11 protein-coding genes are annotated in these 15,758 nt (G+C 67.1%); 10 read left to right on the top strand and 1 reads right to left on the bottom strand.

Going from position 1 to position 15,758, the window contains the following annotated elements; translation table 11 throughout:
- Positions 1-3: 3 nt before the first annotated feature.
- From tssK to tagQ, 10 genes are all read left to right on the top strand, one after another.
- On the top strand, positions 4-1,338 hold the full coding sequence (tssK, locus tag C4K27_RS18480; RefSeq protein ID WP_053261650.1) for a type VI secretion system baseplate subunit TssK: 1,335 nt from the start codon (positions 4-6) through the stop codon (positions 1,336-1,338).
- Between the two features lie 6 nt (positions 1,339-1,344).
- On the top strand, positions 1,345-2,712 hold the full coding sequence (locus tag C4K27_RS18475; protein ID WP_007930440.1) for a DotU family type VI secretion system protein: 1,368 nt from the start codon (positions 1,345-1,347) through the stop codon (positions 2,710-2,712).
- A complete protein-coding gene (tssM, locus tag C4K27_RS18470; RefSeq protein WP_053261649.1) occupies positions 2,709-6,221 on the top strand; it encodes a type VI secretion system membrane subunit TssM in 3,513 nt (1,170 codons plus the stop codon). Before C4K27_RS18475 ends, tssM begins: the two co-directional genes overlap by 4 nt.
- Complete coding sequence (gene tagF / locus C4K27_RS18465; RefSeq protein ID WP_053261648.1) at positions 6,218-6,910, top strand: type VI secretion system-associated protein TagF; 693 nt, start codon at positions 6,218-6,220, stop codon at positions 6,908-6,910. The genes tssM and tagF overlap by 4 nt, the downstream gene beginning before the upstream one ends.
- Before the next feature lie 34 nt (positions 6,911-6,944).
- The gene (locus C4K27_RS18460) at positions 6,945-7,670 is read left to right on the top strand and encodes a PP2C family protein-serine/threonine phosphatase (RefSeq protein ID WP_007930444.1); all 726 of its coding nucleotides are present in this window, start codon (positions 6,945-6,947) and stop codon (positions 7,668-7,670) included.
- 28 nt (positions 7,671-7,698) lie between these two features.
- Positions 7,699-10,761 (top strand): serine/threonine-protein kinase, encoded by a 3,063-nt coding sequence (locus C4K27_RS18455; RefSeq protein ID WP_053261647.1) that lies wholly within the window; start codon positions 7,699-7,701, stop codon positions 10,759-10,761.
- Positions 10,761-11,477, top strand: coding sequence for an ABC transporter ATP-binding protein (locus C4K27_RS18450; RefSeq protein WP_053261646.1), 717 nt, complete (start codon positions 10,761-10,763; stop codon positions 11,475-11,477). The genes C4K27_RS18455 and C4K27_RS18450 overlap by 1 nt, the downstream gene beginning before the upstream one ends.
- On the top strand, positions 11,477-12,664 hold the full coding sequence (locus C4K27_RS18445; protein ID WP_053261645.1) for an ABC transporter permease: 1,188 nt from the start codon (positions 11,477-11,479) through the stop codon (positions 12,662-12,664). Before C4K27_RS18450 ends, C4K27_RS18445 begins: the two co-directional genes overlap by 1 nt.
- Positions 12,665-12,719: 55 nt before the next feature.
- Positions 12,720-14,384 (top strand): formylglycine-generating enzyme family protein, encoded by a 1,665-nt coding sequence (locus C4K27_RS18440; RefSeq protein ID WP_394325648.1) that lies wholly within the window; start codon positions 12,720-12,722, stop codon positions 14,382-14,384.
- Positions 14,385-14,528: 144 nt separating this feature from the next.
- Positions 14,529-15,467, top strand: a complete 939-nt coding sequence (gene tagQ, locus C4K27_RS18435; RefSeq protein ID WP_053262076.1) for a type VI secretion system-associated lipoprotein TagQ — start codon at positions 14,529-14,531, stop codon at positions 15,465-15,467.
- Positions 15,468-15,560: 93 nt separating this feature from the next.
- Here tagQ and C4K27_RS18430 read toward each other — a convergent pair whose 3' ends face one another.
- Positions 15,561-15,752: a 4-oxalocrotonate tautomerase gene (locus C4K27_RS18430; RefSeq protein WP_053262075.1), complete on the bottom strand. Its 192-nt coding sequence runs from the start codon at positions 15,750-15,752 to the stop codon at positions 15,561-15,563.
- Positions 15,753-15,758 lie beyond the last annotated feature (6 nt).

Genomic DNA, 15,758 nt, shown 5'->3' with positions numbered 1-15,758 from the left:
TCCATGTCCTGGAATAACCGTGTGGTGTGGTCCGAAGGAATGTTTCTGCGGCCGCAGCATCTCCAGCAGCATGATCGCTACATGGAAGCCCTGATCGATGGCCGTTGCCGCCCGTTGAGCGCCGGGGGCTGGGGGTTCTCCGAGCTGCGCATCGACGAGTCCCTGCTCGGCCAGGGCAAGGTGGCGATTGTCAGCGCGCGCGGGGTGCTACCCGATGGCACGCCTTTCGACATTCCCGGCGACGATCTGCCGCCGCCGCCATTGAACGTCAACGACAACCTGCGCGATGCGCAGGTCTTCCTGGGTTTGCCGCTCAAGCGTGCCGGCAGCCGCGACACCGTGGGGGAGGGCGAAGCACCTGGCGGTGCGCGCTATATCAGCCAGGTACGGGAAGTGCGCGATGACAACGCCGCCTTTGAGAGCCGGGCATCGCTGGCGATCGGCGGCAAAGCCCTGCGCCTGCTGACCGAGCGCGACGGCCTCGGCGAATATGCCTGCCTCGGTGTGATCCGGGTGCTGGAAAAACGTGCGGACAATGCCGTGCAACTGGACGAGGACTATATTGCGCCGCTGCTCGATGTGGCCGCCTCCAGCGTGCTGGCGGCCTTTCGCAGCGAGCTGCAAGGGTTGTTGCACCAGCGCGGCGAGGCCCTGGCCGGTCGGGTGGTGGCCTCGGGGGCCGGCGGCGCCTCGGAGATCGCCGACTTTCTGCTGCTGCAACTGGTCAATCGCGCCGAGCCCTTGCTCAGCCACCTGGCCCGGTTGAGTCCCTTGCACCCGCAGGACTTCTATCGCGAGGCGGTCTGCCTGGCGGGGGAGTTCGCCACCTTTTCAGCTGCCGGGCGTCGCCCCAGCGACTACCCGGCCTATGCCCACGACGACCTGGCGAGCAGCTTCGCCCCGGTGATGCATGACCTGCGGCAAGCCTTGTCGATGGTCATCGATACCCGCGCCACGCCGATTCCGATCGTCGAGAAATCCTACGGCGTGCATGTGGCGATGCTGGCCGACAAGAGCTTGCTGGAGATGGCCAGCTTCGTCCTGGTGGTGCGTGCCGAGGTGCCGGCCGAAACCCTGCGCACGCATTTCCCCCAGCAGGCCAAGATCGGCTCGGTGGAACACATCCGCGACCTGGTCAATCTGCAGTTGCCCGGCATCGCCTTGCTGTCCATGCCCGTGGCGCCGCGGCAGATTCCCTATCACGCCGGTTCAAGCTACTTCGAACTGGATCGTGGCAGCGAACACTGGAAACAGCTGGCCCACTCAGGGGGATTCGCCTTTCACATTGCCGGCCAGTTCCCGGGCCTGAACCTGGCCTTCTGGGCCATTCGAGGATAGTTCGTCATGCACCCGATCGATGATCCCTTCGGCAGCTCTGGCATAGGCGGCACTTCAGGCGGCGCCTCGCCGGGCGGCAACGACCATACCCTGATCATGCCGCGGCCCGGCGGGCGCTCCGTCGATGCCTCTGCCCCAAGGAAGGATGGCGCCAGCGCCGCCGATCCGCACATTGCGATGCCGGGCGCTCCGGTGGCGAGCAGCCTGGCCCAGGGCCTCAACCCGCTGGAGCGGGCGGCCGGCCCGATACTGGCGCTGCTGGCCCGCTTGCGCAGCACCCTCGCTCACCCGCAACCGGCCAGCCTGCGCGCCCAGTTGCTGGCCTACCTGCGCCAGTTCGAGGAGCAGGCGCGCGCCGCCGGCGTCGCCCAGGATGAGGTGATGCTCAGCCGTTATGTGCTCTGTACCGCACTGGACGAGGCAGTCCTCAGCACCCCCTGGGGCAGTACCAGCGACTGGGGCAAACAGAGCCTGCTGATCACCTTGCACAACGAAGCCTGGGGCGGCGAAAAAGTCTTCCAGCTGCTCGAACACTGTTTGCAGAACCCGCAGCAGCGCCTGCACATTCTCGAGTTGCTGTACCTCTGTATCTGCCTGGGCTTCGAGGGCCGTTACCGGGTCATGAATGACGGCCGCAGCCAGCTGGAGGCCTTGCGCGAACGCACCAGCGCGACCATTCGCAGCGTGCGCGGCGAATTCGAGCGCGAGCTGTCGCCGCATTGGCGGGGGCTCAGCGTGGTGCGCGATCGCTTGTCGCAGTTCCTGCCGCCCTGGGTTGGCGTGGCCATTTGCCTGGCCGTGCTGTTGCTGCTGCTGTTCGGTTTGCGCCTGAAGCTGGCGGCCGACGCCGAGCCGGTGTTTCGCAATATCCACGCCCTGGGCGAGATCCCGGTGCAAACCATCGACCGTCCACCGCAGCAGCCCAGGTTGATCGAACGCCCGCGCCTGGCGCGCTTCCTCGCCGAGGACATCAAGGCCCAGCGCGTTGCCGTGGAGGATGCGCTGGATCGCTCGGTGGTGACCATTCGTGGCGACGAGTTGTTCGCCTCGGGCAGCGCGAGCATTTCCGAACAGTTGCAGCCCTTGCTGCTGCGCGTCGCCGATGCCCTGCGCCAGATCAAGGGCACGGTGCAGGTCACCGGGCACAGCGATAACCGACCGATCGCCACCTTGCGCTACCCCTCGAACTGGAAGCTGTCGCAGGATCGCGCGCAGCAAGTGATGGAGATCCTCGCCGCCCGCAGCGGGCAACCCGAGCGCTTCACCGCCGAAGGGCGCAGCGACGCCGAACCTGTCGCCTCCAATGACAGCGCCGCCGGACGCGCCAGGAACAGGCGCGTGGAGATCACCGTGCTAGCGGAGGGCAACCAGTGAAGGCCTTTATCAATTTCCTGGTGCGCTGGGTGGTGCCGCTGCTCGGCCTGCTCGCCCTGAGCCTGGTGATCTGGTTCCTCGGTCCGCTGATCATCGTCGCCGCCTATGAACCCCTGGCCCCGGCGGCCGTACGCTGGGCGCTGATCGGCCTGTTGTTCCTGGCCTGGATCGGTGTGCGCGTATTGCGCATCGTCCAGGCCCGGCGCAACGCCGCCAAGGTCATGCAGGGCCTGGCGGCGGTGGCGCCGGATGCGGCCAGCGTCGCCACCGCCGAAGAGCTGGCAACCCTCAAGCAACGCATGGACGAAGCGCTGCAATTGCTCAAGCGCAGCAAGCTCGGCGGTAACGAGCGGCGCAACCTTTACGAGCTGCCCTGGTACGTGATCATCGGCCCGCCGGGCTCGGGCAAGACCACCGCGCTGGTCAATTCCGGGATGCACTTTCCGCTGGCCGAACAGATGGGCAGTGGGGCGATCCGCGGAGTCGGCGGTACGCGCAACTGCGACTGGTGGTTCACCGACGAAGCGGTGCTGCTGGACACCGCCGGGCGCTACACCACCCAGGACAGCCATGCGGCAGTGGACAAGGCGGCCTGGCTGGGCTTTCTCGACCTGTTGAAGAACCAGCGCAAGCGCCGGCCGATCGATGGCGTCTTCGTCGCCATCAGCCTGTCCGACCTGCTATTGGGCAGCGAAGCCGAGCGCAGCGCCCATGCCCGGGCCATCCGCACGCGGGTACAGGAGTTGTATAGCCAGCTCGGTGTGCGCTTCCCGATCTATGTGATGCTCACCAAGTTCGACCTGGTGCCGGGGTTCATGGAGTTCTTCGATGCGCTGAGCAAGGAAGAGCGCGCGCAGGTCTGGGGCGTCACCTTTGCCCTGGACGATGGCAAGAGTGCCCAAGGCCCGCTGGCCCGTTTCGACGAGGAATTCACCGCCCTCGAGGCACGTCTTACCGAGCGCTTGGTCGAGCGCCTGCAACAGGAGCGCGACCCCAACCGACGCGATCTGATCTACGGCTTCATCCAGCAGTTCGCGGCGTTGCGTCACAACCTGTCGTCCTTCCTCGAGGGGGTATTCAAGCCCAATCCCTATGAAGAGCGGGCGCTGTTGCGCGGGCTGTACTTCACCAGCGGCACCCAGGAAGGCAGCCCCATCGACCGTCTGATCGGCAGCATGGCGCAAAGCATGAACCTGGATCGCCAGCACCTGGCGCGCCAGACCGGCACAGGCCGCAGTTACTTCATCACCCGCCTGTTCCGCGATGTCGCCTTCGGCGAGCGCGGCCTGGTCGGCAGTAACCCCAAGGTCGAGCGCCGGCATCGCTGGATCAATCGTGGTGTACTCGCCGCCAGTGCCTTGGTCTTGCTGACGGTGACGGCCATCTGGGTCGCCAGCTACCGCGCCAACCAGGCCTATATCGCCGAGGTGGACGCGCGCCTGGCGCCGCTCAAGGGGCAGGTCGAATCCCTCAGCCCGGCGCAGCGCGAGGTATTGGCCGTGCTGCCGCTGCTCAACGCCGTTCGCCATGTCGCCGACAATTCGCTGTCCTGGGCCGAAGGCTATGGCCTGTTCCAGGGCGACATGCTCGGCGCCGAAGCCGCCAGCGTGTACCGCAAGCTGCTGATCGCGGTGCTGGCGCCGCGTCTGCTGACCCGCATCGAGGAACAGTTGCGCAGCGGCGGCAACACCGAGTTTCTCTACGAAGGCCTCAAGGTCTACCTGATGCTGGCCAGCGCCGAGCACTATGACGCCGATGCCATCAAGACCTGGATCAACCTCGACTGGGACCACAGCCTGCCGCGCGACCTGGCCCCGGAACAGCGCCTGGCCCTGGCCGAGCATCTCAATGCGCTGTTCGCCCACAAGCCACCGCCGGCGAGGCTGGATGAGGAACTGCTGGCCGACCTGCGTCGGCAGTTGCAACAGATGTCCGTGGCGCAGCGGGTCTACAGCCGGGTGAAACGCCAGAAGCTGCCCGAGGGCGTAGCGGATTTTCGCCTCAGCGAAGCGGCCGGGCGCGACGCCGCCCTGGTGTTCACGCGCAAGAGCGGCAAGCCGCTGAGCGATCCGTTATCCGGTTTCTATACCTACCGTGGCTACCGCCAGGCGTTCATGGTCGCCAGCCTCAGCCAGTCCGGCGCCCTGGCCGAGGAACAGTGGGTACTCGGCCGGCCATTGAACGACAACCAGGATGTCGCCAGCCTGGCCCTGGAGGTGCGTGCCCTGTACTTCCAGGATTTCCTCAACCAATGGGAAACACTGCTCGGCGATCTCGATTTCGTCACGATCAACGGCATCGCCCAGGCCGCCGATGTGCTGCGGGTGCTCTCCGGGCCAAACTCGCCACTGAAGAAACTGCTCGATGCGGTGGCCAGGGAAACCAACCTGCAACAAGAAGATCGCCTGCTGGCCGAGAAGCTCAAGGCCGCCGACGGCACCGTGGACAAACTCAAGCAGCAGCTCGGCTCGCTGGTCGGACAAGCGGCCCAGGAAGATTCGTCGGCAACCTCGCAGGTCGACCCCATCACCGCGCGCTTCGCCGAGCTCAATAGCCTGGTGACCAGCCATGGGGATGGGCCAGCGCCGATCGACGATCTGCTGGCCCAGCTCAATGAGCTTTATGTGCAGGTCAGCGCCATGAGCGGCGCCAGCGGCGAGGCCTTGCTGGGCGAGGCGAAGAACCAGGCGGTGGCCACGGCATCACGGGTCAAGCTCGGCGCCGAGCGTCAGCCGCCACTGGTGCAGAAGCTGGTCAACTCGGTGGTCAGCGCCACCACCAGCAGCATGATGGGCAGCATCCGCACCCAGCTCAACGCGGCCTGGATCAGTGAGGTGGTGAATGTCTACCGCCAGTCCCTGGCCGGCCGTTATCCCTTGGTCAACTCCAGTTCGCGGGAGGCCACCCTGGAGGACTTCGGCAACTTTTTCGGCGTGGGCGGGGTGATGGACAACTACTTTCGCAAGTACCTGCAACCCTACGTCAACACCTCGACCAGCAACTGGCGCTGGCAGCCGGGCGCCGCGGAAAAACTCGGCATCGGCCCGGGCGTGCTGCAAACCTTCCAACGCGCCGCGGCCATTCGCGATGCCTACTTCCGCGCTGGAGGCACCCAGCCGGCGGTACGCTTCGAGCTCAAGCCCGTGGCCATGGACGCCTCCATCAGTCAGTTCCTGCTCGATCTGGACGGCCAGCAGCTCAGCTACGACCATGGCCCCAGCCGGCCGATGGCGATGCAATGGCCCAGCCCCAACAGCCTGGGGGTGGTGCGCCTATCCGTCACGCCGCCCACCAGCGCCGGTCGTTCGGGACTGACCCTGGAGGGACCCTGGGCCTGGTTTCGCTTGCTGGAGCAGTCCGACCTGACCCAGGGCAATGCTCCGGACCGCTTTACCCTGCGCATGCGCGTCGACACTGCGAGCATCTCCTGCGAACTGCGCGCCAGCAGCGCGTTCAACCCGTTCAAGGGTCGGCTGGTGTCCGGCTTCAGCCTGCCGGAGCGCTTGTGAGCAGCCCGGGTTTCTACGGCAAGCTGGCCGGCCGCGGGGATTTCATCCACCGCGGCCTGTCGTCGACCTTTATCGAGCGCTGGGATGCCTGGCTCTCCGCCGGCATGGCCAGCAGCCAGGCGGCGCTGGGGGCGGCCTGGCTGGACGCCTACCTGGTCAGCCCGCTGTGGCGCTTTGCCGTGGCGCCGGGCCTGCTCGGCAGTGAGGCGGCGGTGGGGGTGATGATGCCCAGCGTCGACCGGGTCGGGCGCTACTTCCCGCTAACCATCGCGCTGCTGCTGGAGGCCGAGACCGATCTGGGCGCGCTGGTGGCCGGCCCGGATGACTGGTTCGAGGCCGCCGAGGTCCTGTTGCTCTCGACCCTGGAGCCCGAGGCCGCTGTCGAGGCCTTCGAGGCCGCGGTGCCGGCTCTCGGTAGCCCGGTCTGTAGCACCCAGGTGCCGGGCATGCAGGCGCTGCAGGGGCAGGTGCGCTTCGCCGCCACGACTGCGGCGGCGCGCGGGGCGGTGCTGATGCAGCACGCCTGCGAGGGCGCGAGCCTCTGGTGGGGCAAGGGCTCCGGACGGGTCGCCGCTGGCCTGCTGCGTTGCCAGGGGTTGCCGGCGGCGCAGGACTTCAGCGGTTTTCTGCTGGGCGAGGGCGGCTACGCGTCGCTTGCGCAAACCGCGCAGTTCGATTTCGGGAGCTGATTTTGGGAATTAGGAACATTTCGGGAGCCAGGGCATGTCGTCAGCCGTAACGCGTTACGAATCCGCCAGCCACAGCCATGTCGGCATGGTGCGTCAGGTCAACGAGGACGCCTGCCTGGATGCGGTGCAAGCCGGCCTCTGGGTGGTGGCCGACGGCATGGGCGGGTATACGGCGGGCGATTTCGTCAGCAGCCTGATCGTCGATACGCTGCGCGCCATCCCGCCCGAGCCCTCCTTGGCGGCCTATGTCCAGGCGTTGCGGGCGGGGCTGGAGCAGGCCAACGCGGCGGTTCGCCAGGAAACCGCGCAGCGCGGTGTCGGCATCATGGGCAGCACCCTGGTGCTGCTTGCCGCCCGAGCAGACAAGGCCACCTGCCTGTGGGCCGGCGACAGCCGCCTGTATCGCCTGCGCGAGGGCCAGCTGGAGGTCATCAGCCATGACCACAGTTATGTCCAGGAGTTGCTGGACAGCAGGCTGCTCAGCGAGGACGAGGCGCGGGAGCACCCCATGGCCAACATCGTCACCCGCGCCGTGGGCACCCAGGACCGGCTGGAACTCTCGGCCGTGGACCTGGAGGTGCGTCCCGGCGACAGCTTCCTGCTGTGCAGCGACGGGCTGACCAAGACCGTCGAGGACCATGAACTGCGCGAGGTGCTGGGCAACGCGAGCCCCTATGAGGTGGTCCGCAGCCTGGTGCACCTGGGGCTGACCCGGGGCGCTCCCGACAACATCACGGCGGTAGTCGTCAATGCCCACTGAAAACGCATCAGCCGAAGCACGCTCGAGCATGGACATGGACATTCCCGGCTATGGGATCGAGCGCGAGCTGGGCGAGGGCGCCATGGCCACGGTCTACCTGGCGACCCAGCGCTCGCTGGAGCGCAAGGTGGCGCTCAAGGTCATGGCCGCCGCGCTGGCCGCCGACCGCAGCTTCTGCGAGCGCTTCCTGCGCGAGGGCAAGACCCTGGCGCGGCTCTCCCACCCGCACACCGTGACCATTTACGACATCGGCAATGTCGGCCACTTCTATTACATGGCCATGGAGTACCTGCCGAACGGGACGCTGAAGGAACGGATCGCCGAGGGGCTCAGTCCGCAGCAGGGCCTGGTCTACCTGCGCCAGATCGCCCTGGCCCTGGGGTATGCCCATGCCCAGGGGTTGGTACACCGGGACGTCAAGCCGGCCAATATCCTGTTCCGCGCCAACGGTTCGGCGGTGCTATCGGACTTCGGCATCGCCAAGTCCCTGGAGGACAGCACCCAGTTCACCCAGGCCGGTTTCGCCGTGGGCACACCCAGCTACATGAGTCCCGAACAGGCCCGCGGCCAGCAGATCGACGGGCGCACCGACCTCTACGCCCTGGGGGTGGTGCTCTACGAGATACTCACCGGCAAGCTGCCCTATACCGGCAGCGACTCGCTGTCCACGGCCCTGGCCCACTTGACCGAGCCGCTACCCGAACTGCCCATGACCCACGGCCATTATCAGGAGATTCTGCGCAAGCTGCTGGCCAAGGACCCGGCCGAGCGTTTTGCCAATGCCGATGCCCTGATCGCCGCGCTGGACAACCTGCCGCCCGCCGGGCCGGCCGATGCCGAGGCGACGCAGATCCGCCCACTGCCGTTGCCCCCCGCCACGGTCGTCGGCCAATCCGCGACGACCGGCCTGGGCGGGCTGACGCCGGTTTCCCTGGACATGCCGCCGCTCGCTGCGCCAGAGCCCGAGCCTGCCGCCACGGCCAGATCCGAACAGGCCGCAAGCCTCGGCGCAGAGCCGCCCGGGTCGCGCCGGCCGTTGCTGGCGCTGCTCGGTGTGGCCGTGGCCGGCGCACTGGCCCTGGCTGGCGGGGGCTACTGGTGGCTGCGCTCGGCGCCGCCGGTGGAGCCGGAAAACGGTCAGGTCGAGGCCAAAAAAACGCCGGCTGGCGATGAGCAGGACTCGCCCGCCAAGACGGCCAGCGCAGCGCAACCGCCGCTGGCGACGAACGCCGACGGCGGCGACCGGCCGCTGCTGATGCCGGGCAAGAAAACCCTGTTCCAGCGCGTGCTGAGCAAGCCCGGCGCACAGGTGTCCGGCCAGCCCGGGGCGGCACCCAGCGGTGCCGCGCTGCCGGCGTTCTCGGTGCTATATGTCTATCAGCGCCAGGCGGTGGCGGGTGGCACCTGGCTGGAGGTCGGCGCCGCCAGCGATGGCCAGCGCGATGGCTGGTTGCCGGCCGAGCAGGCCAGCGACTGGAAGCAGAGCCTGGTGCTGAAGTTCACCGAGCGCTCCGGTCGTTCGCCGGTCATGTTCCTGCGCGAAGCAAGCACCCTCGAGCGGTTTCTGGCGGACACGGCGCAGGCCCGTAGCGCACTGCACAAGGCGCAGAACGAAGGCAGCGTGGACCCGCAGATCGTCGCGCTGGAGCCTGTGGCCAGCGCCATTCCCCAGGACCAGTTCTACCTGCTGCCGATTTTCGAGGCCCGCGAGAGTTTCGATGCCGACGGTCAGCCGGTGCAACTGCTCAATGTGGCCTCCATCGACCCCGGCAATACGCCCCTGGGCAAGGCCGGGGGGGCGGCCAAGGCCGCCAGCGATGCCTTCCGCACGGCGATAGTGCTGGTGGTCGACACCTCGGTGTCGATGCAGCCCTACATCGACCGGGTGCGCCAGGTGGTGCAGGCGTTGCATCGACAGATCGCCAGCCGTGGCGACCTGGACAGCGTCAGCTTCGGCCTGGTGGGGTTTCGCAGCAATGTCGAGAAAACCCCGGGCCTGGAATATGTGGCGCAAACCCTGGTGAGCCTGGAGCAGGGCCGCGATCCACAGCGCTTCCTCGAGCTGGCCGGCCAGGTCAAGGCCACCAAGGTATCCAGCCACGCCTTCAATGAGGATGCCTTCGCCGGTGTGATGGCGGCGGTCGAGGGCATGGACTGGAGTCCCTATGCCGGGCGGCTGATCCTGCTGGTCACCGACGCTGGCGCCCTGCGCAAGAACGATCCGCTGGGGCACACCCAGATGAACGAAGCCGAGGTGCGCGAAGCCGCCCTCAGTAAACGGATCAAGCTCTATGCGCTGCACTTGCGCACCGAGGCCGGTCGGAAAAATCATGACTTCGCCGAGCAGCAGTACCGCAGCCTGACGGCCGACGCCAACCCGCAGATCGGCGACCTGTACATTCCGGTGGCGGGCGGCGATGTCGGTCGCTTCGGCGATACGGTCGCCGAGATCGGCTCGGTATTCGCCGAACAGGTGCATCAGGCGCGCAACAACCAGCTGCCGAGCCTGCCGCCGTCACAGGGGGCACCGAGCGTCGCGAGCAAGGCCACGGCCATCGGCTACGCCATGCAAATGGACTTTCTCGGTCGCCAGTCGGCGGTCCGTGCACCGCAGCTGATCACCGCCTGGACCTCCGACCATGACCTGACCAACCCCTCGCTGCCGGCCTTCCAGGTCTGCGTGCTGCTGACCAAGCTGCAACTCAACGACCTGCAGCAGTCGCTGAAACTGATCGTCGACGCGGCCCGCCGTACCCAGACCTCGCCCAAGGATTTCTTCCAGGAAATCGCCAGCGCCAGCGCTCACATGAGCCGCGACCCGACGCGGTTGAAGCAGGGCGGCAACCTGGTCGAAGGCGGCATCCTCGGCGAGTACCTGGACGGCCTGCCGTATCGCAGTAAATCGCTGGCCATGACCCAGGACCTCTGGCTGTCCCTGAGCGTGGCCGAGCAGCAGGACTTCATCGACGAGCTGGAGTCGAAGATCCGCCTGTACGAGACCTTCCACAACGACAGCGCCAACTGGGTCCGCTTCGGCGAGGCCCAGCCGGGCGATGCGTTGTACCGCGTACCCCTGGCGACGCTGCCCTGATGCTCAAGCTCAGAGATATTCGCAAGACCCGCGGCGAGGGACCACAGCGCTACAGCCTGGTGGTGCCCCGGCTCGACCTGCGGCCGGGCCAGCGCCTGGCCCTGGTAGGTCCCAGCGGCAGCGGCAAGAGCACCCTGCTGGACCTGCTGGCCCTGGTGCTGTCCCCGGACCCGGGTGGTGTCTTCGAATGCCACGCCGACGACCGTACGCTGGATGTCGCCGGGCTCTGGCGCAGCGGCCGCCAGGATGTGCTGGCCGGGCTGCGCAGCCGGGTCATGGGCTATGTGCTGCAGACGGGCGGGTTGCTGGGTTTTCTCGACGTGCAGCGCAACATCGGCTTGTCACGGGCGCTGCTCGGCCTGCCGGCCGATGCCACGGTCTGGCGCCTGGCCGAACAGCTGGAAATTGCCGACCAGCTGCACAAGCTGCCAGCGGCACTGTCCGTGGGCCAGCGCCAGCGGGTCAGCATCGCCCGGGCCCTGGCCCATGGGCCGAGCATCGTGCTGGCGGACGAGCCCACCGCCTCGCTGGACCCGCTGAACGCCGAACGGGTCATGCAACTGCTGGTGGCCCAGGCCGAGGAACGCGGCGTGTGCATTCTGGTCGCCACCCATGACGAGGCGCTGGCCCGGCGCGTCGGGCTGCAGCTGCATCCCTTGCAGGTGCAGCGCGGCGCGGATGGCGGGGTCACCGCGACCCTGGCGGGAGGTGGCTGATGCGGCTTGCCCTGATGGCCCTGCTGGCCTGGCACGACTACCGCGCCGAGGTGCGCCTGTCGGCTTGCGCGGTCCTGGCCCTGGTCGCCGTGCTCGCGCCCTTGCTGGTGCTGTTCGGCCTCAAGTTCGGCCTGGTCACCACCCTGACCGAACGCCTGGAGCGCGACCCCGCCGTGCGGGAAGTGGTGCCCATGGGCGGCGGGCGCTTCAGCGCCCAGGCCATCGCCGAACTGGCCGCGCGTCCCGAGGTGGCCTTCGTCGTGCCGCGTACCCGACAGATCGCCGCGACCGCCGACCTCTACCCGGACTCGGCCGGCCAGGCGTTGACGGTCGAGATGATCCCCACCGCCGCGGGCGACCCGCTGGTGGCGCCCGCGCTGCTGCCCGATGCGCCGGACCAGATTCTGCTCAGCCAGCGGGCGGCGGAGAAACTCGGGGTCCAGGGCGGCGACGTGCTGAGCGCCGCGTTCGGCCGTCAGGTCGGCGGGCGCCAGGAATACCAGCGCACCCGCCTGCGGGTGCAGGGGGTCTTGCCACTCGCGGCCTTCCCGCGTGATGCGCTGTTCGCGCCCCTGGCCCTGCTGGAAGCCGCCGAAGACTACCGCGACGGTCAGGGCTGGCCTGGGTACGAGCCACAAGCGAACACGGCGCGGGTGTATCCGGGGTTCCGTCTCTACGCCGCGGACCTGGACGGCGTGGAGCGCCTGCGCCGGTATTTCGCCGAGCGCCAGCTGGAAGTCGCGACCCAGGCCGGCGTCATCGCCCAGGTGCGCTCCCTCAGCCACAACCTGACCCTGGTGTTCTGGGTCATCGCCAGCCTGGCCCTGGCCGGGGCCTTCGCGGCCATGACCGCCAGCGCCCTGGCCGCCGTCGAGCGCAAGCGCAGGGCCTTGTCGGTATTGCGCCTGCTGGGTTTTTCGACCGGCGCCCTGATCGCCTTCGTCGTACTGCAGGCGCTGTACACCGGGGTGTTCGGCCTGCTGCTGGCCTGGGGCTTGTACGGCATGGCCGAAACCGGGCTGAACCGGCTGTTCGCACCGGTGACGGGGGAGTTCGCCTGCCGGCTGCTGCCGGTCCACTACCTGCTGGCCCTGCTGCTGACGCTGCTCTGCTGCCTGCTGGCGGCGGCCTCCGGTGGCTGGCGCGCGGCGCGGATCGAAGCATCGGAAGGACTGCGCGATGTGTAACTGGCGGAGGGTTCTGGTCTGGCTGAGGGGCTTAGTCTGGCTGAAGGCTCTGGTCATGCTGGCGCTGGCCGGCGCGGCGCAGGCGCAGGACGCCCCGGCGGATAACCCGAAACCGCTGCCCGATGACCTCAGCCTGCCGCTGCCTTGCGAAGGCGAATTGGTGTTCCGCTACGTCTATGTCCTCGCCAAGGGCACCCTGGACGACCGTGAGGTCAATCTTGGCTATCCCTTCAGCGATGACGATCCGGGCTACCGGCAATCCTTCATCTCCGGTTATCGGCGCGACTACATCAACGGTCAGTTCGTCCTCGACGACCTACCGGCCGACTGGCAAGCCCGAATCGCCCCGACCCTGCCCAAGAGCGAGGCCGACAGCCTGCTCAAGCCGATGTTCTATTTTGTCGGCAAATACGAGGTCACCGAGCGCCAATACGCCCTGGTCATGGCCCAGGAGGCGGCATTGGCCGGGCAGGGCGAGGCACCGGCCTGTGCGCCCATGACCGACATGTCCGCGCGCTTGCCCAAGGTCAAGCTGTCGCGCCTCGAGGCCGAGCGCTTTGCCGCGGTGTACAGCGCCTGGTTGCTCAAGTACCACCGCGACCGGTTGCCGGTCAGCGGCCGCGGCAAAGCGGCCGAGGACGGCGGGATGGGCTTCGTCCGCCTGCCGACCGAAGTGGAGTGGGAGTTCGCCGCCCGCGGTGGCCATGCGGTCAGCCGCCAGGCGCTGGAGGCGCGCTTGTTTCCGCGCAAGGTGCAAGGCAGCGACAGCGATGGCCCGCTAGGGGACTGGGCGGTGTTCAGCCAGGTCGCCGGGGGCACGGGGCAGGGCGCGCGGCTGTTGCCGGTCGGGCTGAAAAAACCCAATCCACTGGGACTGTTCGACGTGATCGGCAATGCCGCGGAGATGGTCCAGGAGTCCTTCCAACTGGTCCACGCCGGCCGCCGCCAGGGCAGTTACGGCGGCTTTGTGGTCAAGGGCGGCAACTACCTGGAAGGCGAGCTGACGCTGTTCACCGGCATGCGCCGGGAATACCCGCTGTTCGCCGCCGACGGCAGCGAACAGCGCAACGCCACCACCGGTTTCCGGGTGGCCCTGGGCGCGTTGTCGGCACCGCGCTCACGCTACGAGGAACTGTTCGAGCAGTGGCAGAAGGAAGGCCGTCTGGCGGGCCTGACCGATGAAATCGAGGCTGCCGAAGACCCGACCCAATTACTCGATAGTCTCATCGCCAGCAGCACCGACCCGAACCTGCAGGCGCGCCTGGCGCGGGTGAACGAAGAGCTCAAGCGCAATGTGTCGCTGATCGCCCGGCAGCGCGAGGAGGCCGCAGGCAACCTGATCCAGTCGGCGGCCCTGGTGGCCGAGACGGTCAACAACTACAACATTCGCCTGACCAACCTGAAGAAGGATCGCGATCAGGCGCGGGCCGCCCAGGACGAAGCCACCGCCAAGCTCTATGAAACGGCCATCGCCAATGGGCGCAGTGCGCTCGAGGGTGCCCTGGCGATCTACATCGACAACCTGGCGACCGGAACGCGCTACACCGACGAGGTGATCCAGACGCAGTTCCAGCGGACCCGGGAAGAGCTCAATCACAAACCGGTGCTGGGAAAAAGCCTCATGGCCCGTGCCACGCTTTTCGTCAGGCATGTGGGGCAGTTTCGCCAGCAGCACCGAGCCGATCCGGAGACGATCCTGAAGGAGCTTCTTGGACCCTGAGCAGGGTGTTGGAACTGCCGTCGGTGGTGGCGAAGACCCGCTAGGCTGGATGTAGCGTCGGCAGGCTTCGCTCACGTGGGACAGCGCTCACTCTGCGCCGAAGCCGAAACGCAATTGATACGCACAAAAAGGAGAGACATGACCATGGATACTTCACTCAAGAACTGCGCTTCGACCCTTGCTCGTACCCTGCCGTTGCCTACCGCGGTCTGCTGCGCAGTGCTGCTGGGCGGTTGCGCGGGCTTCGGGGCTCCAAGCTCGAAGGTCGCGGCCCAAACCAAGGTCGAGTACTACCCGCAATGCTATGAGCCGGTCAGCCAGCTGCGCAGTTCCGATAAGTCGATGACCAAGTCGGTGGCCACCGGCGCCATTGCCGGTGGCCTGCTCGGCGGCCTGACCGGGGCCCTGGTCGGCAATAGCGGCGATGCCGGCCGCAATGCCCTGATAGGCGCCGCCGCCGGGGCCCTGGTCGGGGGCGCGACCGGCTACTACAGCGAACGCCAGAAGCAGATCAGCGACGACCGTGCGCGCATTGCTTCCTACGCCAGCGACATCGGCCAGAGTACCGGCGAAATCGACCGCAGCATCAGCTACACCCGTACCGCGCAGAACTGCTACCAGCGTGAGTTCACCTCACTGCTCAATGCGCGCAAGGCGAAGAAGATCAGCGACAGTGAAGGGCGCCTGCGCTTGGCCGAGATCGTCAGCGGCCTGAAGGAAACCAATGCGCTGATGGCCGCCGCGGACGGGCGTGCCGGCGAGAGCATCGATGTCTACACCCAGGCCTATGAGAAAGACCTGCAGACGGTCGGTGTGCAACGCCAGGACGTTGCTCAGGTGGCCGCCGTGAAGCCTCCGGCCGCCACCGATAAGAAGGCGGCCAGCAAGAAGACCAGCACCAAGACAGCGACGAAGACGAATGTGCCCAAGGAAGCCGTCACCACCGAGCGCACCTTGCAGCAAGCCACGGCCAAGCGTGAGGAAGGCCAGAAAATCGCTGCCCGTGGCCAGACCATGGTCAACGACGTGTGCAGCAACCCCGACATGGGGGACTGGGCACCGCCTGCCTGCTCGAAAGCCTGATGCGGGAAAGGGGGAGCGGGATCCTTGCTCAAGGAACTAGGCATTACTCTATAGGAGCATTGGCGACTCCTGACAACGGATAGAGAGGCTGGGCTAGTCGGATGCAGGTGAGTGCATCCGCCCCCCTCGGGCCCAGTCCCGGGGCTCAATCTCGGTAAAGATCACGTCCACGGATTCAACCGGGCACTTCAGGATTTCGGCGGCCAGCCGAGTCGCTTCGGTGGCGTACAAGGTTTTCTGTTCCTGTGTTCGGCCCGGTAAGAGCTCGACCCGGATGATGGGCATGACGGC

It is taken from the genome of Pseudomonas chlororaphis subsp. chlororaphis (assembly GCF_003945765.1).
Classification (GTDB): Bacteria; Pseudomonadota; Gammaproteobacteria; order Pseudomonadales; family Pseudomonadaceae; genus Aquipseudomonas; species Aquipseudomonas chlororaphis.
The sequence above is the reverse complement of the archived record's forward strand: the minus strand, read 5'-3'. Positions and strand labels throughout refer to the sequence as shown.

Bases quoted from the DNA above. Each gene is read 5' to 3' on its own strand.
- tssK (WP_053261650.1), top strand. From the start codon at position 4: ATGTCCTGGAATAACCGTGTGGTGTGGTCCGAAGGAATGTTTCTGCGG.
- C4K27_RS18475 (WP_007930440.1), top strand. From the start codon at position 1,345: ATGCACCCGATCGATGATCCCTTCGGCAGCTCTGGCATAGGCGGCACT.
- C4K27_RS18460 (WP_007930444.1), top strand. From the start codon at position 6,945: ATGTCGTCAGCCGTAACGCGTTACGAATCCGCCAGCCACAGCCATGTC.
- C4K27_RS18455 (WP_053261647.1), top strand. From the start codon at position 7,699: ATGGACATGGACATTCCCGGCTATGGGATCGAGCGCGAGCTGGGCGAG.
- C4K27_RS18450 (WP_053261646.1), top strand. From the start codon at position 10,761: ATGCTCAAGCTCAGAGATATTCGCAAGACCCGCGGCGAGGGACCACAG.
- C4K27_RS18445 (WP_053261645.1), top strand. From the start codon at position 11,477: ATGCGGCTTGCCCTGATGGCCCTGCTGGCCTGGCACGACTACCGCGCC.
- C4K27_RS18440 (WP_394325648.1), top strand. From the start codon at position 12,720: ATGCTGGCGCTGGCCGGCGCGGCGCAGGCGCAGGACGCCCCGGCGGAT.
- tagQ (WP_053262076.1), top strand. From the start codon at position 14,529: ATGGATACTTCACTCAAGAACTGCGCTTCGACCCTTGCTCGTACCCTG.
- C4K27_RS18430 (WP_053262075.1), bottom strand. From the start codon at position 15,752: ATGCCCATCATCCGGGTCGAGCTCTTACCGGGCCGAACACAGGAACAG.